22 protein-coding genes are annotated in these 23,526 nt (G+C 64.8%); 15 read left to right on the top strand and 7 right to left on the bottom strand.

What is annotated here, in order from left to right; genetic code table 11:
* Positions 1-504: 504 nt before the first annotated feature.
* Complete coding sequence (locus XI08_RS12260) at positions 505-1,533, bottom strand: hypothetical protein (RefSeq protein ID WP_271574576.1); 1,029 nt, start codon at positions 1,531-1,533, stop codon at positions 505-507.
* Positions 1,534-2,101: 568 nt separating this feature from the next.
* On the opposite strand from XI08_RS12260, the gene XI08_RS12255 reads away from it, so the two are divergent.
* Together XI08_RS12255 and XI08_RS12250 are read left to right on the top strand one after the other, a co-directional pair.
* Entirely contained in the window at positions 2,102-2,812 is a 711-nt protein-coding gene (locus tag XI08_RS12255) for a class I SAM-dependent methyltransferase (RefSeq protein WP_442869810.1), read from the top strand.
* Positions 2,813-2,951: 139 nt separating this feature from the next.
* Positions 2,952-3,608, top strand: a complete 657-nt coding sequence (locus XI08_RS12250) for a phosphoribosylanthranilate isomerase (RefSeq protein ID WP_271574574.1) — start codon at positions 2,952-2,954, stop codon at positions 3,606-3,608.
* Positions 3,609-3,818: 210 nt separating this feature from the next.
* Here the strand turns inward: XI08_RS12250 and XI08_RS12245 are convergent, their stop codons facing one another.
* Positions 3,819-4,235: an SRPBCC family protein gene (locus tag XI08_RS12245; protein WP_271574573.1), complete on the bottom strand. Its 417-nt coding sequence runs from the start codon at positions 4,233-4,235 to the stop codon at positions 3,819-3,821.
* A gap of 206 nt (positions 4,236-4,441) precedes the next feature.
* Positions 4,442-5,743: a serine hydrolase domain-containing protein gene (locus XI08_RS12240; protein WP_271574572.1), complete on the bottom strand. Its 1,302-nt coding sequence runs from the start codon at positions 5,741-5,743 to the stop codon at positions 4,442-4,444.
* A 371-nt stretch (positions 5,744-6,114) separates the two neighbouring features.
* Between XI08_RS12240 and XI08_RS12235 the strand changes: the two genes are divergently transcribed.
* A complete protein-coding gene (locus XI08_RS12235; RefSeq protein WP_271574571.1) occupies positions 6,115-6,384 on the top strand; it encodes a hypothetical protein in 270 nt (89 codons plus the stop codon).
* Positions 6,385-6,456: 72 nt separating this feature from the next.
* Here XI08_RS12235 and XI08_RS12230 read toward each other — a convergent pair whose 3' ends face one another.
* Complete coding sequence (locus XI08_RS12230; protein ID WP_271574570.1) at positions 6,457-8,094, bottom strand: amidase family protein; 1,638 nt, start codon at positions 8,092-8,094, stop codon at positions 6,457-6,459.
* 74 nt (positions 8,095-8,168) lie between these two features.
* Here XI08_RS12230 and XI08_RS12225 point away from each other — a divergent pair, with 74 nt between their 5' ends.
* Positions 8,169-8,672 (top strand): GNAT family N-acetyltransferase, encoded by a 504-nt coding sequence (locus tag XI08_RS12225; RefSeq protein ID WP_333927185.1) that lies wholly within the window; start codon positions 8,169-8,171, stop codon positions 8,670-8,672.
* 104 nt (positions 8,673-8,776) lie between these two features.
* A complete protein-coding gene (locus XI08_RS12220) occupies positions 8,777-9,943 on the top strand; it encodes an acyl-CoA dehydrogenase family protein (RefSeq protein WP_271574569.1) in 1,167 nt (388 codons plus the stop codon).
* A gap of 6 nt (positions 9,944-9,949) precedes the next feature.
* Here the strand turns inward: XI08_RS12220 and XI08_RS12215 are convergent, their stop codons facing one another.
* Positions 9,950-10,675: an RDD family protein gene (locus XI08_RS12215; protein ID WP_271574568.1), complete on the bottom strand. Its 726-nt coding sequence runs from the start codon at positions 10,673-10,675 to the stop codon at positions 9,950-9,952.
* An 80-nt stretch (positions 10,676-10,755) separates the two neighbouring features.
* Positions 10,756-12,924 (bottom strand): EAL domain-containing protein, encoded by a 2,169-nt coding sequence (locus tag XI08_RS12210; RefSeq protein ID WP_271574567.1) that lies wholly within the window; start codon positions 12,922-12,924, stop codon positions 10,756-10,758.
* A gap of 523 nt (positions 12,925-13,447) precedes the next feature.
* Here XI08_RS12210 and mepA point away from each other — a divergent pair.
* From mepA to modC, 5 genes are all read left to right on the top strand, one after another.
* Entirely contained in the window at positions 13,448-14,392 is a 945-nt protein-coding gene (gene mepA / locus XI08_RS12205; RefSeq protein WP_271574566.1) for a penicillin-insensitive murein endopeptidase, read from the top strand.
* Positions 14,393-14,735: 343 nt separating this feature from the next.
* Entirely contained in the window at positions 14,736-15,239 is a 504-nt protein-coding gene (locus XI08_RS12200) for a hypothetical protein (RefSeq protein WP_271574565.1), read from the top strand.
* Positions 15,240-15,449: 210 nt separating this feature from the next.
* Positions 15,450-16,232, top strand: coding sequence for a molybdate ABC transporter substrate-binding protein (gene modA, locus XI08_RS12195; protein ID WP_271574564.1), 783 nt, complete (start codon positions 15,450-15,452; stop codon positions 16,230-16,232).
* A gap of 13 nt (positions 16,233-16,245) precedes the next feature.
* Positions 16,246-16,941 (top strand): molybdate ABC transporter permease subunit, encoded by a 696-nt coding sequence (gene modB, locus XI08_RS12190; RefSeq protein WP_027548030.1) that lies wholly within the window; start codon positions 16,246-16,248, stop codon positions 16,939-16,941.
* Positions 16,942-16,943: 2 nt separating this feature from the next.
* Positions 16,944-17,606 carry a molybdenum ABC transporter ATP-binding protein gene (gene modC, locus XI08_RS12185; protein WP_271574563.1) on the top strand — a complete coding sequence of 221 codons (663 nt, stop codon included), beginning with the start codon at positions 16,944-16,946 and terminating at the stop codon, positions 17,604-17,606.
* Between the two features lie 146 nt (positions 17,607-17,752).
* Here the strand turns inward: modC and XI08_RS12180 are convergent, their stop codons facing one another.
* Complete coding sequence (locus XI08_RS12180; protein ID WP_271574562.1) at positions 17,753-18,481, bottom strand: GntR family transcriptional regulator; 729 nt, start codon at positions 18,479-18,481, stop codon at positions 17,753-17,755.
* 196 nt (positions 18,482-18,677) lie between these two features.
* On the opposite strand from XI08_RS12180, the gene XI08_RS12175 reads away from it, so the two are divergent.
* The 5 genes from XI08_RS12175 to XI08_RS12155 are packed head-to-tail and all read left to right on the top strand — an operon-like array spanning position 18,678 to position 23,360.
* Positions 18,678-19,712: an extracellular solute-binding protein gene (locus XI08_RS12175; protein WP_271574561.1), complete on the top strand. Its 1,035-nt coding sequence runs from the start codon at positions 18,678-18,680 to the stop codon at positions 19,710-19,712.
* Positions 19,709-20,788 (top strand): ABC transporter ATP-binding protein, encoded by a 1,080-nt coding sequence (locus XI08_RS12170; protein ID WP_271574560.1) that lies wholly within the window; start codon positions 19,709-19,711, stop codon positions 20,786-20,788. Before XI08_RS12175 ends, XI08_RS12170 begins: the two co-directional genes overlap by 4 nt.
* Positions 20,785-21,648, top strand: coding sequence for an ABC transporter permease (locus tag XI08_RS12165; protein WP_271574559.1), 864 nt, complete (start codon positions 20,785-20,787; stop codon positions 21,646-21,648). The genes XI08_RS12170 and XI08_RS12165 overlap by 4 nt, the downstream gene beginning before the upstream one ends.
* Positions 21,645-22,445: an ABC transporter permease gene (locus XI08_RS12160; protein ID WP_271574558.1), complete on the top strand. Its 801-nt coding sequence runs from the start codon at positions 21,645-21,647 to the stop codon at positions 22,443-22,445. Before XI08_RS12165 ends, XI08_RS12160 begins: the two co-directional genes overlap by 4 nt.
* Before the next feature lie 3 nt (positions 22,446-22,448).
* Positions 22,449-23,360, top strand: a complete 912-nt coding sequence (locus XI08_RS12155; protein ID WP_271574557.1) for a polysaccharide deacetylase family protein — start codon at positions 22,449-22,451, stop codon at positions 23,358-23,360.
* Positions 23,361-23,526 lie beyond the last annotated feature (166 nt).

The following is a 23,526-nucleotide window of genomic DNA, read 5'->3' as shown; positions in this document are numbered from 1 at the left end:
AGCGGACTTGGTTAGACACGGCATCGCTTGCGGGGCATCGTCGTGTCCGAATCCGGAGGACGCCGAGGAGTGGAATATCTTTTGACAGCCTCGCGCGAAAGTTTCTCCAATATCCCTGGTCTGAACGTCCACTGGCCCCCGGCCATCGATATTCGGTAGTGGCCGCGCTTCCATCCAGCTTCCTCGGCGGAGACATGGCAGATCGTAAATTCATCGTTCGGAAGTCGAACTGACTTGAGGGTATCTGGCGTCAATCGCGTATCAACCATGGCCGCCCCAATCGCAGCGAAGATTTCCCGCAAATGGGTGGGCCAATATTCAGGATCGGTTTCATCCATAGCCGGGAAGCTGCTTCGGTTGTCGGTCGCCTTCAATAACATGCCTAACCTGCCATGTCGCCTCATGGCCCTTAGCCGAAGGTCGATTTCGGGACTTACCGGTTTTGGCCCAAAGGCGACATTCAACGTCTGGAGTGATTTCCAGCTTCTGTCTGATCTTCGGATGCTAGCCGGGGAAGTCGCGGAACTCCTTGACGAGATTAAACGGAATTTTCCACCCGGCGCCTCCCCCGCGCATCAGCATCTTGATGTCTTCCGCCCTGTTTTCTTTTCCGGTTTTCGGATCGGTCTCCAGCGTGTGGCCTTGGCTGTCCCAAGGTTTGCTCGCGCTCTTCGAGTAGTAGCCGAGAAAATGTCCAGCTTCATGGGCAGACGTGTTAGGCCCGCGTTGCGAGCTGATGAAGGCAAGGTCCAGCGATCGAGCAAACGAGCCATTGGCGAGGCCGCCATTGGACCAAACCTTATTGACGCAGAAAATGGTTAGATGGGCGCCCTGAACTTTGTGCTTGACGAAGAAGCCCTTCAGTTTTTCGACGTCGATCACATCGGGAAAAGTCGCCAGGCTCGCATCCTTCATGCCAGTCGCATTGGCGAGCTCCTGTTTGAGGGCAGCCTGCGAGTCGTCGACGACCAGCCAGTCGCTTGGCACCCGCTCGAAGCGGATGTTGGCCTGCGGCCTCCATATATTGTTCATCGTCAGCAATTCATCTTGCTCGCTGCAGGGCTTCTTGGCGTGAAACGCCGGAGCGCCGCCACTCCCCGGAACCATGACATTGCGGAACGCCACCTTGATCTTGATTTCTCGCAGCACGACGACATGGAGCCTGGCTTCGATCTTCCGGCCGGCCGACCGGGCCACCACCTCCAGGCCGGGAAAGCCAATCGGCTTAATCCGGCCATTGATTTCGAAAAACCGTGCATCGCCATTGAAGGTGGCGGGAAGTGACGCCGCCCTGAGCTGCGGATCGATACTGGGTTCGGAGAAGATGTCTCTGGCTTGCATTACGCGTCTAAGGGTATCTGCGCCATCGATCTCCTTGATCCCGAGGGCATGGGGGTTAGGATCGACTTTGAGCTTTCTTCCGGGATCAATCAGCGCCACGATGTTGGAGCCGCCGAACGGCACCACCATGCCCGGCGGGCTGCGGCGCTCATCGATGCCGGAGCGGCGGAAAACCTCTTGAAAAGCGGCCATGTCTGCTTTTCCTGTCCTAGTTCGGTCCGTCAACGCGAAATTTTGCGCGCGGAATTGAGAGCCTCCTTCGGCGGCGGGAACACGATCTGGCCGGCCCCCGCGGCGATATGCAGAAAATTTCCGCGGCGAAGTTTCAGGGCCAGTCCCTCCGCAACAATTGGGCACGGACGGCAGTAGGCGTAGCCTACTACGCTTTCCGGAGAACGCGGAAGGCCAATCAATGTCCGCTAATGGCCCAAACACGAAGTGCAGACGAAACGCCAATTTGTCGGCTGATAGGGTAGACCGGAAGCGGACGGCGTGCCGCCGGAACGGCGCATTTTGACCGGCAACGGACATTAATGGCTTGACCCAATGCGGATCCATTGGGTTGATAGGATTTGCTCTCAGGTCCGACAGGTGGGCGTAAGCGCGAGGCGCACGGATGGAGTTGCCCGCTACACTAAACCTCGTTGACTTGACGGTGGGCGCACATCGAGAGCTCACAAAACCTGGGCGACTGCGCCTGGACCGGCTGAGAAAGCTTGGTAGGCGCGCGACGGCACTGGTTTATGCGGCAACGCTACTTGTGGCGCTTGCTGCAACTCGCGCATATGCCGCTGACATAGGTTATCTGGCTCCCCCCGGAGTTGCTGCAAACGAGTTCCCCTCACCGCAGCGCCCCGTCGCACGGATTGTCAGCTCACGCCGCTCCGCGGAAGAGCACCGCGACGCTCTCGATGAGGCGGGCCAGATCGCACGCGTTCTTGAACTGAAACCTGGCATGACAGTCGGCGACATTGGTGCAGGCAGTGGCTACCACACGGTCAGACTCTCGTACCTCGTCGCACCCGGCGGCTCTGTCGTTGCCCAGGACGTCACGCGGGATTATCTCATAGAGCTCGCCAGGCGAACAGAACTTCTGAAGTTGACGAACGTGCAATTCGCGCTCGGCGAACCACACGACCCGCGTCTGCCCGCTTCCTCGCTGGATGCCGCAATCCTTGTGCACATGTATCACGAGATAGCTCAACCCTATGCCTTCCTCTACAATCTCGCGCCCGCCTTGAAGCAGGGTGCACGGGTCGGAATTGTCGACCTTGAGCTTCCGACGTCGAAGCACGGCACGCCAATTGAGCTCCTGCGCTGCGAATTGACCGCCGTCGGCTATCGCGAGGTCGCCACATATAAGCTCGCAGGGGACGGAGGGTACCTGGCAGTATTCTCTCCGCCGGAGGTAGCAGGTCAAAAATCTCCCCGCGACGTCGTTGCTTGCAGGGATCCCGCCGGCACTCGCTGACACCACGCCCGCCGCCCGTCTCAGCAGCGATACGCGAACATGTCCGAGCGCCCGACCGACGCGATTGACCCAAAACGGCCGTTGACCCAAGACCAGCTCATCCTGTCTACTCAACTGAGTGGTGGCAACGTGTAAGACAATGCTGACGCAAATTTACGAAGTCGCGACACCTGCGGAAGCCGAGGCGATATCGGCGATCGGCGTGGATCATGTCGGCGTGCTCGTCGGCGATGGAGCCTTTCCCCGGGAGCTTCCGGTTCAGAAGGCGTTAGCGGTCATGAAGATGATGCGGGCGCCGTCCGTACTTTCCGCGCTGTTCCTTTCGGCGGATGTCGCTCTTATCGAACGGATGGCGAGAGAGCTTGATCCGCCCATTGTTCATCTTGGCGCATCAAGCGAATTGCTTACGCCTGATCTTGTCGTGGCCCTGCGAAAGTCCCTGCCGAAGACCAAATTCATGCGCAGCGTACCCGTCACGGGACCTGAGGCAGTAGGTGTGGCGCAAGCATATGATGGGGTTGTCGATTGGATCCTGCTCGACAGTCATCGCACAGGTGATGTGCAAATCGGCGCGCAGGGCGTGACGCACGACTGGAGCATCAGTCGAACGATAGTGGACTGTGTTCGCACCCCGGTCATACTTGCTGGTGGCCTCGGACCAGACAATGTCAAAGAAGCTATTCGGTCGGTGCGACCTGCCGGCGTTGATTCGAAAACAAGAACGGATCGAGAGGGCACTCACTCAAAAGACCTGGGCAAGGTGGAAGCCTTCTATCGCGCTGCGACGAGCGGTTAGCGCGCACTTCTCTTCCTGGCCCATCGCACCGGTGCGCGCAACGCAGCGGTATGTCCGGGGTCCGCAAACCGGAAGTCGCCGGCCGAGGGGTCAACCGAGGCGACTGACCCGAAGCCGGCGATTCCCGGACTGTTCAGTTTCCGTCAGGTGCTCCGCGCGGAAAGCCGACGACGCCCGTCAGGGACCTCCATCTCCTGCCCCCGCACGGCCTCACGACGTCTTCTGCTTCGCTTCCACGTATCGTGCAAAGCTGTCGAGGATCGCCTGCCAGCCGCCCTGCTGCTGCTCGACCGAGTGTGTCGGCTCGCTGTCGAAGACGACGCGGACGACAATGCCATCCGGGCCGGGCGCGAACTCGACTTCGGCCTTTCGATCACCGAACGCGTATTCGATCCGCTGATGTTTAACAATCTTCGTGTAGGTGCCGGCGAAGTCAAAGCCCATGCTGCCGTCCTTGGCCTCCATGCGAGACGAGAAGAGGCCGCCTTCGCGCAGGTCGACCGTAGCCTTGGTCGTATGCCAGTCGTCGGACGCGGCGTTCCACTTCACGATGTCGGCAGGCGTCGTATAAGCGCGCCAGACCCGATCGATGGGGGCTGCTACGGTGGTCTCGACGCTGATCCTCATGAACATTGCTCCTGTTTCTATTTTCACGGCTCAAGGTGACGGCATCACCGACGTGTGCGGGGTCCATCCACGGCACTTCCGAGATGCGTCCACCCAAGGACGATCGAGACCGGTCCATGCCGACACGGTCGAGCCGTCAATGTCTCAAAAATGCGATAGCGGGCAACCAGGTGCGCCGTGATGAGGTTCAAAGCCCTGTCAGATCGTCATTTTCCGAGCTGTTGAAGCACGGCGGTCCACAACGCAAGCGGTTCCCTGAGGCCTCCCGGCTCGGACGGCTTTTTGCGAACGGCAGTGTGCACCATGACGAGTTTCGAGGCGGGATCGACCAGGATGACCTGACCGCGTATGCCGAGCAGGGCAAATCTGCGCTGCTCGCCAGGGAGAAGCCACACCTGATAGCCGTAACCGAAATACGGTGTGGCCACTTGCGGAGCGAGATGACCATCGCCTGGTCTGACGGTCGTGGCATCCAACAGCCACTGCCGCGGGATCAACTGACGACCTTCCCAGGCACCGTCGTGTGCGAGCAGCCGGGCCAGGCGCGCATAGTCGCGCAAGGTTGCGTTGAAGCAGCAAAAAGCAATCTCTTGCCCGCTACCGTCTATCGCCCATGAGGCATCCGCTTCGGCGCCGATGGCATTCCAGATCCGGTCGTGGAGATAGTCGGCAACCGGGGTGCCCGTCGCGGAGCGCAGAACCAGGCCCAGTATCTCTGTTTCCACGCTTGCATAGTGCCATTTGGTCCCCGGCGGTGCGGTTCGGGTATTGAATTGCGCGACGATTGCGGCGGGATCTTTTGTCTCTCCAACGAACAGGGCTCGCCCAAGCCGGGCTATGTCATCGTTCCCATCATAGTTTTCCGAAAATTCGACGCCCGAAGACATATTCAGCAAGGCCCGGATGGATGTGTTTCCATATTCCGTTCCTGCAAGGCCAGAGACGTAGGTCGAGACGAGGTCGTCGATCGACTTGATCCGTCCTTCCGAGACCGCGATCCCGACCAGCATGCCGACCAGCGTCTTGGCCATGGACTGCGAAAGAAAGCGGTCGCGGTCGGTCCGCGAATATTGATAGTGCTCGTACAGGATGGTGTCGTCCCTGGCGATCAGGAGTCCTGTCACCGGGTTGCGCTTGAGGTAATCCGCGATGCTCAGCCGTTCCGTGCCGAAACTGTAGGCGATCGATGGCTCTGGCGCGCGTTTGAATTGCCAGGGCGCCGTCGCGCGAGCGATCGGACGCGAGGGGTAGATCTCGCCGAAATGGCTGTAGACCCCGACGAGCTTGTCAAGCTGGGTGGTGGTCCCCCGCGTGCCGACCGGATAGCCCTCGGCCACGCCGTAGATCTCGGCATCGGGGCCGCTATCCGAAAAGACCGGCCCCGGCTCGCCGGGAGAGCTTCGGGCGTCCTGCGCGCATGCCAAGGGCGACCAGAACGCGGAGACGAGAATGGCGGGCAACAAAAACCCGCGGCAACCGCGCGGCCTGCAGAGCGCTCCCCAATTCATTGGACTTGCCTCCTCACACGTTCCTGTGCGTGCGTTTACGAGAACAACCTCGCAGGCCGGTGACGAGAGGCATGCTATCATTGCGCGTAGACGGTGTCAGCATGTGGCCCATGGCCGACGCCGGCCGAAATGCGGCGCCCCGCTTCTGCTTTGGCCGCTTGCGCCGGAGAAGCTCGTAGCAACCGGCAAATGGCGGCTGTGTTCTGCGCCACTCGGATCGTCGGCGTGCGCACACATGACCCGCCCCGCCATTGAACCAGGACCAAATCCAACCGCACCAAACCGGGTAGTGCCAATACAGCGACGGTCCCCGCCGATTGACGAGCCATGCGGCCGGTCGTCGAATCCATACGCGATGAACGGGTACGTGCATGCGGTTCTTTCTATGCGAGATCGTCGCGCGCGTCGTCGCTATCTATCTGTGCGTCGATTGCGGCCGCATGCTGCGGGACGGCTATGCCGAGCGGAAGATCAGGGCCTTCAGTCCTGATCTCGTGGCCTGGCTGCTGGACTGGTCGAGGCAGGTTTTCCAGAGGGACACCGCGCCGGTCCAGTACTGGATGGAAATGGGCCATCAAGCCATCTGCCTTTTGGCGTGCCTCGTCGTGGCGATATTCGGGTGGTGGCTGCCGGACGGCTGAGCGTCGGGCGCTGGCCGTCCGGCCCGACCCGCGAGGCGTGTGAGCACCGCCCGGCAAGGCGAATTTTGAAATCTAGAGCGAAGCCAGGCCCGGCGGCGGCTTGCGCATGCGGGACGCCTGCTCGTAGGCATAGGCCAGGCGCAGCAGCTTGTGCTCGCTCCAGGCGCGGCCCGCGAAGGCGACGCCGAGCGGATAGTCGGGCGTGTCCTTGTCGTCGGCGCCCGAGACGAAGCCGCCGGGCACCATGACGCTGGGATAGCCGGCCCTGGCGGCAATCGCCGCGCCGGTCGCGCCGGGGAACAGGACGGCGTCCAGCTTATGCTGGTTCATGTAGGCGTCCATGCCGCGCGTCCTGGCAGTGAGGAGGTCCATGGCGCGCGCCGATTTGTACTCGCGCTCGCTCAAGTCGCCCCGGGTGTTGTCGGCGGCGAGGAACAGATCCTGGCCGAAGCGCAGCGCCTTGTCGGCATGACCCTCGTTGAAGGCAATGATGTCCGCGATGGTCTTGATGTCGGTGCGGGTCGCCCAATCCTTCAGGTAGAGGTTGAGATCGTGCTTCAGCTCGTAGAGGAAAACGATCCGCTGCGCGACCGGATTACCCTTGTTGCCGCTCAGCGGATTGCGATTGAGCACGGCCATGGTCGTGCCCGGTCCGCTCATCCAGCCAGCCGCCGGCATGCTGGCCCGCACGATGACGGCGCCCAGATCCTCCAGCACCTTGATCGCTTCAGCCATCAGCTTGGCCCCGTCGGGTGACAACTTGCCGTAATAGGAATCGTTCAGCGGATCGCCGGGGTCGCTCGGTACACCGATGCGCGCACCCTTCATCGCATCGCGTGTGAGGTCGGCCGTGTAATCGGTCGGCCTCCGCTGCCGCTCGGTCACGGGGTCGAGCGGATCCCTGGCGGCCAGCACGTTCAGCAGCATCGCCGCGTCACGCACGGTGCGCGTCATCGGCCCCGCGGTGTCCTGGCTGTGCGCGATCGGCACGATGCCGGCACGGCTGATCAAACCGACGGTCGGCTTGACCGTGACGATGCCATTCCGGCTGGCAGGGTACAGCAACGAGCCGGAGGTCTCGGTGCCGACCGAGGCCGTGCACAGACCTGCGGCCACAGCGACCGCCGAACCCGAGCTCGAGCCGCCGGGGTCTACGACCGGGATGCCGCGATCGTCCAGCAGCGTCGGCACGTAGGGATTCTTCACCTGGCCACCGAGCGACGAATAACCCGAGGGCATGTCGATCGCGAGGATGTTGGCAAACTCCGTCAGGTTCGCCTTGCCGAGGATCACCGCGCCGGCGTCGCGCAGCAGCTTGACGATGGTGGCATCGCCCTTGGCGCGCGCGCCCTCCAGCGCCAGCGAGCCCGCCGTGGTCGGCAGCTTGTCGCCGGTGGCGATGTTGTCCTTCAGCAGAATGGGGACGCCGGCCAGCGGCCGCCTGGCCGACGGCCTGGTGCCGTCGCGCTTGCCTGCGATGGCGAGCGCGTCGGGATTGAGCGCACGGACGGAATTGAGCATGGGCCCGTTGCGATCGTAAGCCTCGATGCGCGCGAGATAGGCATTGGTCAGCGCCGTAGCGGTGACCTGCCCGTTCGCCAGCGCATCGACGATGTCGCTCACGGAAGCGTCCGCGACCTTCAGACCGTTCGGCGCGGCGCGGGTGACAGCCGCGACGAGGCGAGCATCGCGACGGCGTGGCTTCGTCATGAGGTCCCCCTTGGACGGCGTCCCGTGAATATGCTACCAACGGTAGCATTAAGTGCGCTTGCGCGACAAGCCGATTGCCCAGGCTGTGGCGCAGATGTCGGCGTCAAGGCTGCGGTGGAGCGATCCATGGACTGATCCGGCTTGCGCGCGACGATGACGCCGATGACATCAGCGGCGTCATCTTGCGGGCGCTGCGCGAGACCAATGCGAAGGACTATACGGACGAGATCATCGAACGGGTCGAGCGCAGCTTCAGTCCGGACGCGGTGCGGGAGCTGATCGCGAATCGCACCGTTTTCGTCGCCATCCTCGGCGGCCGCGTCGATGGAACGGCGGCCCTCGATGGAAGCGTCGTTCGTACGGTCTTCGTGGCTCCCGGCGTTCAGGCCCGCGGGATCGGCAAGCTGCTGATGGCCGAGATCGAGCGGACCGCGCGCGATCGGGACATTTCCGCGCTGACCGTCCCATCGTCGATCACCGCTGAAGCCTTCTACGCAAGGCTCGGGTTCAATGCCGTGCGCGACAGCTATCATGGTGACGAGCGCACGATCATCATGGAGCGATGGCTCGCTGAATAGTCAGTAGCCTGCATGAAGCGCGGGGATGTGATCTTGATCCTCCCCGCCAAATAGATCACCATCGTCTCCTGACCGCTCACAACAGAATGGGCGAGGAAACGCGCATGAACGCAACTCCCGGCGTTGGTCTGGTCGAACGTGCCCGCGCTTTGGCGCCGCTGATCGCGGGCGAGGCCGACGAGATCGAACGGACGCGGCGGCTGACGCCTGATGTCGTCGCCGCGCTGATCGAGAACGGGCTCTATCGCGCGCTGCTGCCGCAGAGCCTTGGCGGCGCCGAGGTTCCGATCGAAGCCTTCATGCAGATGCTGGAGGAGATCGCGAAGGCGGATGCCTCCACCGCCTGGTGTCTCGGCCAGTGCGGTGTCTGCGCGATGATCGCCGCTTCGCTCGATCACGACACCGCGCACGAGATCTTCAACACGCAGCCGGGCATCCTCGCCTGGGGTGCGATCGCGCACGAGGCGCGCGCGGTCGAGGGCGGCTATCGCGTCACCGCGCGCTGGGATTTTGCTTCGAGCTCGCGGCAGGCGAACTGGCTGGGGGCGCATGTCCGCATCGTCGGTGTTGACGGGGCGCCGCGAAAAAATGCCGACGGCTCGCCGGAGGTGCGCACCATCCTGTTTCCGGCAGAGAGCGCCGTGCTGCACGACGTGTGGCGGGCGATCGGGCTCGGCGGCACCGGCACGGATTCATATGAGGTGAGCGACCTCTTCATCCCCGAGCGCTTCACCGCGTTTCGTGACGTGCCGTCCGCGCTGCGCGAGCGGGGTCCGCTCTACAGGATCGGCACCGGCTCGACCTTTAGCTTGGGTTTTGCCGCAGTGTCGCTCGGCGTGGCGCGCGCCACGCTGGATGCAGCGATTGCGCTGGCGCGGGCAAAGCACCAGTCGCTGGCGGCGAGCGCCATGCGCGACAACCAGGCGGTCCAGGGCCTGATCGGCCGCACCGAGGGCGACCTTCGCGCCGCGTGCGCCTATCTCTACGAGACCGCGAGCGCGATGTGGCGCGACCTCTCTACGACTGGCGAATTCAGCGCGGCGCATCGCAGCGCGGTTCGCCTCGCCGCGACCTGGACCATTCACCAGTCGGCCAAGGTGGTGGACGCCGCCTACCACATGGCCGGCGCCACGGCCGTATTCCGCAGCAATCCGTTCGAGCGGCGGTTTCGCGATATGCATGCGATCGCGCAGCAGATCCAGGCGCGCGACACGCATTACGAGGATGTCGGGAAGGCGATTTTGTCCGGCGGCGTCGACGCCGGCCGCTGAATTCGTCTACGCCTTGCGTGCGCCGAGCAGGCGGCCTCGCCAGCCCATTCCGATCACCAAGGCAATCATCAGGAGGAACGCCGCAGCGGCGACGAAATCGACGATGCGGTCGCTTCCCGAGCAAATGTCCTGGTTGAGGCACGCGCGGGACAGAACGCCACCCCGGACCAGGGCTGCGAGCACGCCGAAATAGAGCAAGACGCTGAGCGCAAGATAGACCACCGTCACGAGCATACGCCGCGGCCGCGAGGGAATCGTTGGGTCATCCTCACGCCGCTCCGTGATGAACTGGCCGGGCTTCGCCTTGGCGGGGTCGCGGATCTGGACGGTCGAATGCGTGAGCAGGTCGTGAACCGCCTGGTTGCGGCGCGTGGCAGCCATGACCACGAACGAATACCAGCCCAGCACGCCCTTCACGACGAAACGTGCGAGCGCCTTGGCAAAACTCAAATTGCCGCCACGATCGTCAACGACGCGCAAATTCGTCCAGATATGCCCGAGCGTTCCGCCGGCGCACCAGACCATCACAGGCTCGTAGAGCAACAGGATGACGACGACTGCGACGCCGAGGATCCGGCTCAGTCCATCGCTCGCGACATTGCTCGCGATCGCAAGGGCGCCGAACAGCAGGGCCATTGCCAGCATCCAGTCGAGCAGAACGGCCTTGAAACGCCGCGAGAAGCGGGCATAGCGCGGTCCAGGCAGCGGCAGTGGAGGCGCATCAGAGGTCATGGGGGAGCCCCATCCGATCATTGGATCTCATCATGAGACGCCGGCAGCGCGCGTGAGGTTCGATTGCACCGCGGCAGCAGTCACGCCACCATCGCGGCGTCTTCCTCGTCGGCGGCATCGATGCCGCGCTGCGCGGCGAGCAGGCTGATGATCTCGATATTCGGGCGGGCCTTGCTGAACAGGAAACCCTGGCCTTCGTCGCAGCCTTCGGCCCTGAGGCAGCTCAGCTCGGCCTCGGTCTCGACGCCTTCGGCGGTGATGGTGACGCCAAGGCCCTTGCCGAGGCTGACGATGGAGCGGATGATCGCCTGCGCTTCGCGGTTGGCGCCGAGATCGCGCACGAAGGACTGGTCGATCTTGATCTTGTCGAAGGGGAAGCTGCGCAAGTAGCTGAGGCTGGAATAGCCGGTGCCGAAATCGTCCATCGAGATGCGCACCCCGAGCGCGCGCAGCGCATGCAGCGTCGCCAGCACCTGGGCGCTCTTCTCCAGCAGCAGCGTCTCGGTGATCTCGAGCTCGAGCCGCCGCGGCGGCAGTCCGGAATGCTTCAGCGCGTCCGTCACCATCGAGAGCAGATTGCCGCTGCGGAACTGGAGCGGCGACAGATTGACGGCGACGCGGACGTCGTCGGGCCAGGTCGCGGCGTCGAAGCAGGCGCGGCGCAGCATCAAGCCGCCGAGCGGATTGATCAGGCCGGTTTCCTCGGCGACCGGAATGAACTCCGCCGGCGAGACCATGCCGCGCTCGGCATGCGGCCAGCGCACCAGCGCCTCGAAGCCGGTGATGCGGCCGCTCGAGAGGTCGACCAGCGGCTGGTAGTAAGGCCGCAGCACGTCGTTCTGGATCGCGTCGCGCAGCTCGACCTCGGTCTTGCGGCGGCTCTGCGCCTTCGCATGGAGCGCCGCCTCGAAGAAGGCGAAGGTGCCGCGCGCATCCAGCTTGGCGCGCGACAGCGCCATGTCGGCGCTCTTGAGCAGCTTTTCGGAATCATCGCCGTCGGCCGGCGCCATCGCGATGCCGATGGAAGCGCCGATCACCACGGAATGGCCGTCGAGCAGATAGGGATCGGCGATGGCGTCCAGCAGGCGCTTGGCCAGCATCACCGCGTCCTCGGGACGGGTCAGCCCGCTCTGCACGATCGCGAACTCGTCCGAATTGAGCCGCGCCAGCGCGTCCTCTTCGCGCAGGGTGGAGCGCAGCCGCTTGGCGACGCCGCGCAACAGCTTGTCGCCGATCGCATGTCCGAGCGTCTCGTTGACCGCCTTGAAATTGTCCAGCCCCAGCATCAGCACCGCGACCTTCTCGGCGCTGCGGCGCGTGTGCAGCAGCATCTCGTCGACCTGCTGGCGCAACAGGTTGCGGTTCGGCAGGCCGGTCAGCCCGTCATGCTGGGCCATGAAGGCCAGCCGCGCCTCGGCGCGCTTGCGCTCGGTGATGTCCATCAGCGCGAGCAGCACCGCGGGCCGCTCGGCATAGGTCAATTCGCGGGAGTAGATTGCAAGGTCGATCAGCGCGCCGTCGGCCTTGACGTGCTTCCAGGTGCGCGCGGCCTGCTCGTCGCTGGAACGATCGGTGGTCCAGGGCGGCTCGCTGTCGAAGGCCTGCAAGGACCGGATCTTCAGCTTCTCGAACTCGGTGCGGCTATAGCCGTAATGGGCGACCGCGGCGTCGTTGACGCCGAGGATGCGCTCGTCGTCCAGCGCGCAGACGATCATGGGAACGGGATTGCCGTCGAACAGCAGGCGGAACGAGGCCTCGCGCTGCTTCAGCTCGGTGATGTCGACGCGCAGGCCGACGACGCCGCCGTCGTCGGTGCGGCGCTCCTCGATCAGGATGACACGGCCGTCCGACAGCGTCTGCTCGTGACGCGCGCCCGGCTGATAGAGCTTCTTCAGCCGCTGGGCGATCCATTCTTCCTCGTGGCCTGCGGCTTCCGGATAGTCGCCGCGGGCAACGCCGACGCGTAGCGTGTCTTCGAGGCGCGCGCCTTCAGCGAACAGATCGGCGGTCTTGCTGTAGATCTCGGAATATTGCTTGTTCCAGAGAACGTAGCGGCCTTCGGGATCGAGAATCACGATGCCCTGCGGCAGCAGGTCGACGGCTTGGCGCAGCCGCTCATGCGATTTGCGCGCCTCGATGATGGCCGCTTCGGCCTCCGCGCGGCTCTGCACGAGTTCGTCGTGTTCGGCGGGCCGAAGCGAGGCGCGCGCAAAACGCGGCTTGCGCGGCGACCGGCCGGCCGCACGCACGTTGCGCTTTCGCTTTCCTGGCTTTCGAGACCCCAAACTCAACTTCACATGTCCCAGTTGCGCCCTGTGGCCGCAAGTTTTGAGGCAAGTGTCTGAAAAAAAAGTAATCTTCGCCGACCTTGCCGCGGATCGCCGGCCCTGCTGTGCCTGTTTGCGAGGCGCGAAAACCGCGGCGGGCGCAGCAAACCTGTTTTCGCCGTCGCGATGGGACGGTGCGCTGGCGCAAAATTGCGCGCTCACTTGAATCATTTCCGAAATCGCGTGCGATTGCATGCGAGCCGCGCGTATTTCTCACGCCACGCATGAATTTTGGTCAATGCAGCATAGGGTTATCGCGCCGTTAAAAACGGCCGGCCGATGTGGGATTTTCGATGCGGATCGTTCGATTGCGCGCCCCTAACACTGGACCCCGCGCGAACAAGACCGCCGCATGCGCGGGAGATCGCCATGCGAGGCCGGGCCGCCGCGGCGGACGAGCCTAATTCTTAACCCTGACACGGCGTTGGGCTATAAGGTGATCAGCATGAGTCCCCGCCGCCTCACCCCTCTCCTGCTTTTCATGACACTCCTGTCCGCCGGCGGCGCGCTGGCCCAGGACAAGGGCAGCGTCAACCCAAAGCCGCTGCCGCCGCTCGCTAACCCCAATGATCCCAGTATCGGCGCCAAGGAGCTGTTCGCGCGAAAGCTGCTGCCCTCGAAAGGGCCGACGCATGTCGTCGGCTCCTACACCAAGGGCTGCATCGGCGGCGCCGAACGGATGCCGCTGAACGGCGACGATTGGCAGGTGATGCGGCTGTCGCGCAATCGCAATTTCGGCCACCCCGCGATGATCGCGCTGATCAAGCGGCTCGCGGCCAGGGCGCACAAGGACGCCGGCTGGCCGGGCATCCTGGTCGGCGACATCGCCCAGCCGCGCGGCGGGCCGGCGCTGTCAGGCCATGCCAGCCATCAGATCGGCCTCGATGCCGACATCTGGCTGACGCCGATGCCGGACCATCGGCTCTCGCGCGAGGAGCGCGAGGAGATGTCCGCGGTGATGATGGTGCGGCAGGACCGGCTCGACATCGACCCGAAGGTGTTCACGCCGTCCCATGTGCTGGTGCTGCGCGACGCCGCGCAGGAGCCGGCGGTGCAGCGCATCTTCGTCAATGCCGCGATCAAGAAGGCGCTGTGCCGCGACGCCAAGGGCGACCGCTCCTGGCTGTCGAAGATCCGGCCGTGGTGGGGCCATGACTATCACTTTCACATCCGCATGCGCTGCCCGCCAGGCGCCGGCGAATGCGAAGGCCAGCCGTCGCAATCCGAGGACGAAGGCTGCAAGGACGCCGATCTCGCCTACTGGTTCTCCGATGCAGTGCTGCACCCCAAGCCGCCGCCGGAGCCGCCAAAACCAAAACCGCCGATGACGCTGGCCCAGATGCCGGCGGCGTGCAAGGCGGTGCTGCACGCAGCGGATGCGAAGCCGTAAGGTACGCGGCAGGGCAAGCTGGCCGCCTCACCCACCGCTGTCGTCCCGGGGCGCGAAGCGAGCCCGGGACCCATAACCACAGGGAGCTGTGGTTAGGCGAAGTGGTAACTCCGAGTCTTCGCCAAATTCCTCCCTGTGGCTATGGATCCCGGATCTGCGCTCCGCTTCGCTACGCTTGTCCGGGATGACGAATCAGGTGGTTGGTTCGCACCAGCCAAATACGCTAGAATCGCCTTGTCGCTCTGCCGTAAGCCGCGCGGCCTCGTCGGGATGCGCATCCCGCCCTTCAACAAGCCTGTCCGCAAGCCTCGCCTCTTTCGCGTGGCCAACGATGAGATTTGACATGCGCATCCTCACCTGCGTCGCCGCGCTCATGCTCGGCGCGACCTCCGCTCTGGCTGCCGACGAGCCCAGCGGCTGCGACAAGTTCAAATGGCCGATCGAGCGCGAGCGCGCCGCGCTGACGGCGCCGGACCGTGCAAAGCTCGCTTCGGGGAGCGAACAGCCGGCCCTTCCCTCGACAGCCGTCACGCTGGGCCTCGTCGCGCCGGCGGATGCCAGGCTGCCCACGCTGCCGGAGCGCGCGCCGAAGGACGGCAGCTTCGCCGGCTTTGCGAGCTTCAAGACCGCGAAAGCCGGGCTCTACACGATCAGCCTGTCGGCCGGCGCCTGGATTGACGTGGTGCAGGACGGGCATGTCCTCAAGCCCGTGGCCTTCAGCGGCGCGACCGATTGCGACGGCATCCGCAAGACCGTGAAATACGAGTTGTCCGCACAGCCCTTGGTGCTCCAAATCAGCGGCGCCAGGCAGAACTCGCTCTCGATCGCGATCCTCCCCAGCGAGTAGGCAAGGGTCGGACCAAAGATCGCCTTTGACCTCAAAGGTCGCCTTTGACCTGTTCCCCCAGCCTGTTATGGTCGCGCCCAGCGATATCCTGAGGGACCGTAAGTCCATCGGGCTCACCGGAACAGCGCGTCCGCCGATCGCACCCCTGACTCAACCAACGCCGTCTTGCGTGCGCGATTGGCGCGCGCATGCGCGCATGGAGCGCTCCCGATGTCCCGCCTTTCCGTACTTTTTTCTGCCTTCGTCGTTCTGCTCGCGGCCTTCGCGCCCGCCGCCGCCGAGGACAAGACCATCACCGTGTTCGCCGCCGCCTCGATGAAGAACGCGCTCGACGAGATCGACGCGGCCTACACCGCGAAGACCGGCGTCAAGTTCAGCGTCAGCTATGCCGCAAGCTCGGTGCTCGCCAAGCAGATCGAGCAAGGCGCACCGGCCGACGTGTTCGTCTCCGCCGACACCGACTGGATGGACTACGCGATCTCCAGGAAGACCATCAACGAGCCGACCCGCGTGAACCTGCTCGGCAACAGCATCGTGCTGATCGCGCCGAAGGATTCCAAGATCGACAACGTCGCCATCGCTCAGGGTTTCGACCTCGCAAAGCTCGCGGGCGACGGCAGGATCGCGACCGGCGACGTCAAGTCGGTGCCCGTCGGAAAGTATGCGAAAGCGGCGCTGGACAAGCTCGGCGCGTGGCAGGCGGCCGAGCCGAAATTCGCCATGGCCGAGAGCGTACGCGCTGCGCTGACGCTGGTCGCGCGCGGCGAGGCCAATCTCGGCATCGTCTACTCCACCGACGCCAAGGTCGAGCCGGGCGTGAAGATCGTCGGCACCTTCCCGGCGGATTCGCATCCCGCGATCATCTATCCGGTCGCGGCGACCACGACCGCGAAAGGCGAGACCAGCGACTATCTCGCCTTCCTGCGCTCGACTGCGGCCAAGACGATTCTGGAAAAATACGGCTTCAAGTTCCTGGTCAGCCCCACGACGTGATATCTGCGACTTGATGTTCGAGATCTCACCCGCCGAATGGACCGCGATCCTGCTCTCGCTCAGGGTCGCCGTCGTCGCAACGCTGGTGGCGACGCCGTTCGGCATTGCGCTGGCATGGCTGCTTGCCCGTCATGACTTCTGGGGCAAGTCGTTTCTCGACGCGGTGGTGCACCTGCCGCTGGTGCTGCCGCCTGTCGTCACCGGCTATCTCCTGCTGCTCACCTTCGGCCGCAAGGGGCTCGTCGGCGGATTCCTGGCTGACACTCTCGGCATCGTCTTCGCGTTCCGCTGGACTGGTGCTGCGCTCGCCTGTGGCCTGATGTCGTTCCCATTGCTGGTGCGCCCGATGCGGCTGTCGATCGAGGCGATCGACCGCAAGCTCGAGCAGGCCGCTGAGACGCTTGGCGCGGCGCCGTGGAAAGTGTTCTTCACGGTAACGCTGCCGCTGGCGCTGCCCGGCGTGCTCGCCGGCATGGTGCTCGGCTTTGCGAAGGCGATCGGCGAGTTCGGCGCCACCATCACCTTCGTCTCCAACATTCCCGGCGAGACGCAGACGATTTCCTCCGCGATCTATTCGCTGATCCAGACGCCGGATGGCGACGCCGCCGCGGGCCGGCTTGTGATCGTCTCGATCATCCTGGCGCTGGGTGCGCTGATCGCCGCCGAATGGTTCGCCCGCCGCGCCACTGCGCGCCTGCACGGGAATTGACCATGCTGCGGGTCGATATCGAAAAACAGCTCGGCGAGTTCTCGCTGTCCGCATCCTTCACCAGCGAAGGCCGCGTCATCGGCCTGTTCGGCGCATCGGGCGCCGGCAAGAGCTCGCTGGTCAACATGATCGCAGGGCTGTTGCGGCCCGACCGCGGCACCATCGTGATCGACGGCGAGACCGTGGACGACACCGCGGCCGGCGTCCATGTGCCGGCCTGGCGCCGCCGCATCGGCTATGTGTTCCAGGACGCCCGGCTGTTTCCGCATCTCAACGTCGCGCAGAATCTCGACTACGGAAGGCGGATGAACGGCCTGCCGTCAGATCCGGCGCAGCACAAGCGCATCATCGACCTGCTCGACATCGGCGCGCTGCAGGGTCGCCGCCCCGGAAAGCTCTCCGGCGGCGAGCGCCAGCGCGTCGCGCTCGGGCGCGCGCTGTTGTCGAAGCCGCGCCTGCTATTACTCGACGAGCCGCTCGGTGCGCTCGACGAGGGCCGCAAGCTCGAGATCCTGCCCTATCTGGTGCGGCTGCGGGACGAAGCCAACGTCCCCATGGTCTATGTCAGCCACGACGTCGCCGAACTGCGCCAGCTCGCCACGCAAATCGTGATGCTGAAAGAGGGACGGGTGACGTCGTTCGGCGGGGTGAAGGTGCTGACGTAGGTCCGTTCGGGCTACGAACTTTCTCGTCACCACCACCGTCATGCCCCGCGAAGGCGGGGCATCCAGTACGCCGCGGCTTCTCGGTTCAATCGCTGGCGCCTCTGGAATACTGGATTGCCCGCCTTCGCGGGCAATGACAGCGGAGACTACCGCGCCTTCCGCCGCTTCGGCTTCACCGCGGCGAACACCGCGGTGAAATCCTCGCTCGCCGGCACCGCATCGTCGAGATGCAACCGGCTCTCCACGTGCAGGAAATGCTCGCGCGAGACCGCAATCGCGCGCGCGACGTCGCGGGCGCGCAGGGCTTCGACGATGGCGCCGTGCTCGTCGACGGCGCAGATCGAATCCGTCGCCGGCTCGTAGACCGAGACCATCACCGAGGACCGGCTGAGCAGGTCGGCGAGGAAGCGCGACAGCTCGGCATTGCCGAGCGCCTCGACCAGATGGACGTGGAAGGCGCCGGACAGCCGCACCGACGCCGCACGATCGCCGCGCGTCGCGGCGGCGCGCTCCTCGGCGAGATGCGCGGTCAGCTTTTCGATCAGGGCATCGTCGACATGGCGGACGAGCTGCGTCAGCACGCCGGCCTCGAGCACACGGTGCGCCTCGTAGACGCTACGGACGTCGTCGAGCGTCGGGCGCGGCACGCGGGCGCCGCGGTTGGGGATCATCTCCAGCCGACGCTCCGCCCCCAGCCGGTGCAGCACTTTCCGGATGCGCTCGCGCGACACGCCAAAGATGTCGGCGAGCGGCGGCTCGGCGAGCTTTGTGCCGGCCTTCAGCTTGCCCTCCAACAGCGCGTGCAGGATGGCCTGATAGACCGCCTCGTCCTCCGCCGGATTCGCCTTGCCATTTCGCCTGCGCTGCGTCGCCATGGCGATAGCTAGGCCCAAAGGATGCGCAGCGTCACCTCCAAAAAATGTGCACATTTGCTGCGCAGCTGCGCAGGCTCCAAACTCGAGCTTCTTTCAAGATATTGAAATTATTACGCTTTTTAAAAATGTGCACATTTGGCATGGCGCTTGCTGCTGCCTCGATGCAAGCCTTACGCACAACAAACGGGACATGCCCATGTACCCCCCCTCCCGACGCAGCGTTTTGAAGTCCGGCGCGGCCCTCGCCGCGGTTCTGGCGGCCCCGGGGCGCGTGCGCGCCGCGCCCAAGGAAATCGTCATCGGCGGCCCCGCGGGCGCCGCGAAATATTTCAACGCCGATCTGTTTCCGGTGCTGGAGAAGAAGCTCGACTGCAAGGTGCTCTACGAGGGCACCAACTCGCTGACCAATCTCCAGAAGATGCAGGCCGACAAGGCCGCGCCGAAGATCTCGGTCGTCATCATGGACGATCCCGTGATGTTGCCGGCGTCCGCCGAAGGGCTGATCACGAAGATGTCGGCCTCTTCCATCGCGAACCTCGGCAAGCTCGTGGACGGCTCGGTGCACCAGGACGGCATGTGGGCGAACTATCAGCGGCCCTGGGCCGGCATCGCCTATTCGACCAAGCGGATGAAGACGGCGCCGAGCAAGTGGTCGGACCTGTGGGACGCGAAATATGCCTCCCGTGTGATCGTGCCGTCGCTCTCGAACACCGAAGGATTCTGGACGCTGCTCGCGGCCGCGCATCTCGAAACCGGCAAGCCCTACAAGGAGGCACAGTACGAGATCGAGGCGGCCTTCAAGAAGGTGAAGGAGCTGAAGGCGAACCTGCTGAACGTCTATACCAACGCGCCGCAGGCCATCAATCTGATGGAGCAGGGCGAGGCCTGGATGATCGGCGGCCAGTTCTCCGCCTACACGCTGATCCGCAAGGCCGAGGGCTCGCCGGTCGATCTCGCCGTGCCGCAGGACGGCGGTTTTGCGATGCCCTCCGGCATCGCGAAGGTGGCCGGCGCGCCTGGCGGCGATCTTGCCGACGCCGTGATCGACTTCTTCCTGAGCCCGGAGGCGCAGACCATCCTCGCCGACAAGGCTTTCGTCGCACCGACCAACAAGGGCACGCCGACGCCGGCGGGCTTCCCCGATCCCGCCTCGCTGTTCGCGCCGGACTGGGCGTTCGTCGCCAAGAACCGCGCCGCGTGGGTCGATCGCTGGAGCAAGGAGATGACATGAGCGAAGCCGCGCCGCATCTCGTCGTCCGCAGCGTCTCCAAGCGGTACGGGCCGACGACGGTCCTCGACCATATCGACCTGACCATCCGCCGCGGCGAGCTGGTGACGCTGCTCGGCCCCTCCGGCTGCGGCAAGACCACGCTGCTCCGCGCCATCGCCGGGCTGGCGCAGCCCGACTCCGGCAAGGTCGAGCTCGCCGGGCGCGACATCACCCACGTGCCGCCGCACAAGCGCAATGTCGGCGTCGTGTTCCAGAGCTACGCGCTGTTTCCGCATCTCACGGTCGCCGGCAATGTCGCATTCGGGCTGAAGGTGCGCGGCACGGCCAGGCGCGAGATCGACGCGGCGGTCGAACGCGCGCTGTCGCTGGTCAAGCTCGGGCATCTCGCCGGCCGCCGCATCTCGGCGCTGTCGGGCGGGCAACAACAACGGGTGGCGCTGGCGCGCGCCATCGCGGTCGAGCCTGATGTGCTGCTGTTCGACGAGGCGCTCTCGGCGCTCGATCGCAAGCTGCGCGAGGAGATGCAGGTCGAGCTGCGCCGCCTGCTCCAGGACGTGAAGGCGACCGCGATCTTCGTGACGCATGACCAGGACGAGGCGCTGACCATGTCCGACCGCGTCGCAGTCATGAACAAGGGGCGGATCGAGCAGCTCGCCGAGCCGCGCGAGCTATATTTGCGCCCCGCGAGCCTGTTCGCGCTCAACTTCGTCGGGCTGTCGACGCGGATTTCCGGCACCGTGCTGGCGGCCGACAACGGCAAGGTCGATGTCGAGACCAAGGTCGGCCGCCTGTCGGCGCTCGGCAATTTCCAGGCGGGCTCCCCCGTGATTGTCGCGGCGCGTCCCGAACAGCTTCGCCTGGGCGAGCAAAGCGAGGCCAATTCCGCGGCAGGCCGCGTCCGCTCGGTGGTGTTCCAGGGCTCGCGCACATTGGTCGAGGTCGATGCCGGCGCCGGCGAAAGCCTGCTCGCCGAACTCTCTGGGCGCGATGGCGCGATCCCGCGCGTGCATGACGAGATCCGCCTGAGCTGGCCTGTGACCGAGACCTTTGCGTTTCCGATGGAGGCGCAGGCATGACCGAAGCCGCCCTTCCCGCGCCCGTCGCGGCGCCAGCGGTCGATCGCGAACGGCTCACCGCTGTTGGATTCGTGCTGCCCTCCTTCGTCATCATCGCCGGCGTGTTCGCGCTGCCGCTGGTGCTGCTGCTCGGCGTCAGCGTCATCGACGCCAACGGGCTGACCTTCGCCAACTACAGGCGCCTGCTCGGCACGCCCTATTATCTCGGGGTGATCTGGAATTCGCTGAGGCTGGGGCTGCTGACGACCATCATCGCCTTCCTGATCAGCTATCCCGCCGCCTTCGCGCTGGCGCGGGCCCGCGGGCCTTTACGCTCCGTGCTGCTGGCGACGCTGTTCCTGCCGCTCGCGGCCAGCGTCATTGTCAAAGCCTTTGCCTGGACGATCCTGCTTCGCAGCGACGGCATCGTCAACGAGACGCTGATGGCGCTCGGCATCATCGAAGATCCGATCCGGATGATCTTCACCGAGACCGCGCTGATCGTCGGCGCAGTGAACATCTTCCTGCCCTTCATGATCCTGCCGATCTACGCCATCGTCGCCCAGCTCGATCCGCGCTATGCGGAAGCCGCCTCCACGCTCGGCGCCTCACCGATCGTGACCTTCTTTCACGTCATCCTGCCGCTGACGCTGCCGGGCATCATCGCCGGCGTTGCATTGGTGTTCTCGCTGTCGGTTTCCGCCTATGTGGTGCCGACGCTGCTGATCGGAGAAAAATACCCGACGCTCGCGACCACGATCGCAAAGGCCTATCTGCTGGCGCGTGAGCCCGGCTTCGGCGCCGCAGCCGGCGTCGTCCTGCTGGGAATCGCGATTGCCGTCGTCGCGCTGAGCGCGCGCCTGTCGCGGGAGCCGAAATGATGACGCGCACCGCGATCGCATTTTGCTGGGTGATGGCCATCGCCCTCGCGCTGTTCCTGATCGTGCCACTGCTGGTGATCGCGGCCGCGAGCTTCTCGCCGACGCCGGTGTTCGACCTGCCGCTCACCGGCGCATCGACGCGCTGGTACGGCCGGATCGGACGGCTCGACGGCTTCTGGCCGTCGCTGCTGCTGTCGCTCCAGATCGCGCTGCTGTCGACCGCGATCTCGCTGATCTCAGGCACGCTCGCGGCGATCGCGATCGCGCGCGGAAAACTGCCGGGCGCGGGCATCTTTGCGACCGCGCTGGTGTCGCCGCTGATGATGCCGGGCCTCGTGCTCGGCATCGCGCTGCTGCAGGGCTTTCGCGCCGTCGGCTTCACCGCGCCCGGGGCCACGCTGCTGGTCGCGCATCTCGTGATCACGCTGCCTTACGTCGCCCGCACGATGATCGCAGGCCTTGCGCGGTTCGACTTCACCCTGATCGAGGCGGCGCGGACGCTCGGCTGCACCTATCCCGGCAGCGTGCTGCGCGTGATGGTGCCGGCGCTGGCGCCCTCGTTCCTGATCGCGGGGATCTTCTCGTTCCTGGCCTCGTTCGACAATTATCCGGTGTCGATCTTCCTCGCCGACGTCCGCACCAAGACGCTGCCGATCCGGATGCTGCAATATATCGAGGAGGCGCCCGACCCGACGCTCGCGGCGCTCTCCACCCTCATCCTGACGGGCACGGTGATCCTGCTGTTCGTCAGCGACCGCGTCGTCGGCCTGCATCGCATGGCCGGAACCTCGGACTGATCCATGAGCGAACCCAGGCAAACCACTTCTCATCGCGACTTCGCCGGCTATCGCGGCAGGCCGCCAAATCCGCGCTGGCCGGACGGCGCGCGCGTCGCGGTGTCGCTGGTGGTGAATTTCGAGGAAGGCTCGGAATTCTCCGTAAACGACGGCGACGCCAGCAACGAAGCAATCTACGAGGTGGTCCACAAGCTCGACGGGCCTGATAGCTGCATCGACAGCCATTTCGAATACGGCACGCGCGCCGCGTGGTGGCGCATCATGGACCTGTTCGACGCGCACGGCGTCAAGGTGACGGTGAGCTCCTGTGGCCGCGCGGTCGAGCGCTCGCCGGAGTTGGCGCGCGACGCGATTGCCCGAGGACACGAAGTGTCTGCGCATGGCTGGCGCTGGCAGAGCCATGCCGACATGGACGAAGCCAGCGAACGCGAGGTCATCGTGAACACGGTGGCGGCGATCGAGCGCGTCACCGGACAGCGCCCGGTCGGCTGGCACACGCGCTCGGCGACCTCGCCGAACACGCGGCGCCTGCTGGTCGAGCACGGCGGCTTTCTCTACGACAGCGACGCCTATAATGACGACCTGCCTTATTACCGGGACGTTGCCGGCAAGCAGCATCTGGTGCTGCCCTATGCCTTCGACACCAACGACATGCAGTACTACAACGCCTCGCGCTTCAACGGCGCCGACTTTGCCGACTACGTCATCGATGCGTTCGAATGGCTGAAGCGCGAGGGCGAGACGGCGCCGAAGATGATGTCAGTCGGACTGCATCTGCGCATGATCGGCCGGCCGGGCCGGATCGGCGCGCTGGAGCGGATCCTGGCGCATATCACAGGAAGCGGCTCCGCATGGATCGCGCCGCGCGCGGCAATTGCACGGCATTGGATGACGGCGGTGCCGGCGAGGGTGTGAGTTGCGCCGGCCTGCGCCACATAGAAGGTGTCATGCCCCGGCTTGACCGGGGCATCCAGTACGCCGCAGCTTCTCGGCTCAATCACAATCGTCTCGGAGTACTGGATCGCCCGGTCAAGTGTTCAGCCCGGGGACATGACCGACGGGTGTTCGGGGACATAGCCGA

It is taken from the genome of Bradyrhizobium sp. CCBAU 11361, assembly GCF_028128935.1.
GTDB lineage: Bacteria > Pseudomonadota > Alphaproteobacteria > Rhizobiales > Xanthobacteraceae > Bradyrhizobium > Bradyrhizobium niftali.
Note: the sequence above shows the minus strand (reverse complement) of the source record. Positions and strands in the feature narration are given on the sequence as shown.

What these genes read in the sequence shown, in the direction of transcription:
- XI08_RS12260 (WP_271574576.1), bottom strand. Translation starts at nt 1,533, where the DNA reads ATGGCCGCTTTTCAAGAGGTTTTCCGCCGCTCCGGCATCGATGAGCGC.
- XI08_RS12250 (WP_271574574.1), top strand. Translation starts at nt 2,952, where the DNA reads ATGCTGACGCAAATTTACGAAGTCGCGACACCTGCGGAAGCCGAGGCG.
- XI08_RS12245 (WP_271574573.1), bottom strand. Translation starts at nt 4,235, where the DNA reads ATGAGGATCAGCGTCGAGACCACCGTAGCAGCCCCCATCGATCGGGTC.
- XI08_RS12240 (WP_271574572.1), bottom strand. Translation starts at nt 5,743, where the DNA reads ATGAATTGGGGAGCGCTCTGCAGGCCGCGCGGTTGCCGCGGGTTTTTG.
- XI08_RS12235 (WP_271574571.1), top strand. Translation starts at nt 6,115, where the DNA reads ATGCGGTTCTTTCTATGCGAGATCGTCGCGCGCGTCGTCGCTATCTAT.
- XI08_RS12230 (WP_271574570.1), bottom strand. Translation starts at nt 8,094, where the DNA reads ATGACGAAGCCACGCCGTCGCGATGCTCGCCTCGTCGCGGCTGTCACC.
- XI08_RS12220 (WP_271574569.1), top strand. Translation starts at nt 8,777, where the DNA reads ATGAACGCAACTCCCGGCGTTGGTCTGGTCGAACGTGCCCGCGCTTTG.
- XI08_RS12215 (WP_271574568.1), bottom strand. Translation starts at nt 10,675, where the DNA reads ATGACCTCTGATGCGCCTCCACTGCCGCTGCCTGGACCGCGCTATGCC.
- mepA (WP_271574566.1), top strand. Translation starts at nt 13,448, where the DNA reads ATGAGTCCCCGCCGCCTCACCCCTCTCCTGCTTTTCATGACACTCCTG.
- XI08_RS12200 (WP_271574565.1), top strand. Translation starts at nt 14,736, where the DNA reads ATGCGCATCCTCACCTGCGTCGCCGCGCTCATGCTCGGCGCGACCTCC.
- modA (WP_271574564.1), top strand. Translation starts at nt 15,450, where the DNA reads ATGTCCCGCCTTTCCGTACTTTTTTCTGCCTTCGTCGTTCTGCTCGCG.
- modB (WP_027548030.1), top strand. Translation starts at nt 16,246, where the DNA reads ATGTTCGAGATCTCACCCGCCGAATGGACCGCGATCCTGCTCTCGCTC.
- modC (WP_271574563.1), top strand. Translation starts at nt 16,944, where the DNA reads ATGCTGCGGGTCGATATCGAAAAACAGCTCGGCGAGTTCTCGCTGTCC.
- XI08_RS12180 (WP_271574562.1), bottom strand. Translation starts at nt 18,481, where the DNA reads ATGGCGACGCAGCGCAGGCGAAATGGCAAGGCGAATCCGGCGGAGGAC.
- XI08_RS12175 (WP_271574561.1), top strand. Translation starts at nt 18,678, where the DNA reads ATGTACCCCCCCTCCCGACGCAGCGTTTTGAAGTCCGGCGCGGCCCTC.
- XI08_RS12170 (WP_271574560.1), top strand. Translation starts at nt 19,709, where the DNA reads ATGAGCGAAGCCGCGCCGCATCTCGTCGTCCGCAGCGTCTCCAAGCGG.
- XI08_RS12165 (WP_271574559.1), top strand. Translation starts at nt 20,785, where the DNA reads ATGACCGAAGCCGCCCTTCCCGCGCCCGTCGCGGCGCCAGCGGTCGAT.
- XI08_RS12160 (WP_271574558.1), top strand. Translation starts at nt 21,645, where the DNA reads ATGATGACGCGCACCGCGATCGCATTTTGCTGGGTGATGGCCATCGCC.
- XI08_RS12155 (WP_271574557.1), top strand. Translation starts at nt 22,449, where the DNA reads ATGAGCGAACCCAGGCAAACCACTTCTCATCGCGACTTCGCCGGCTAT.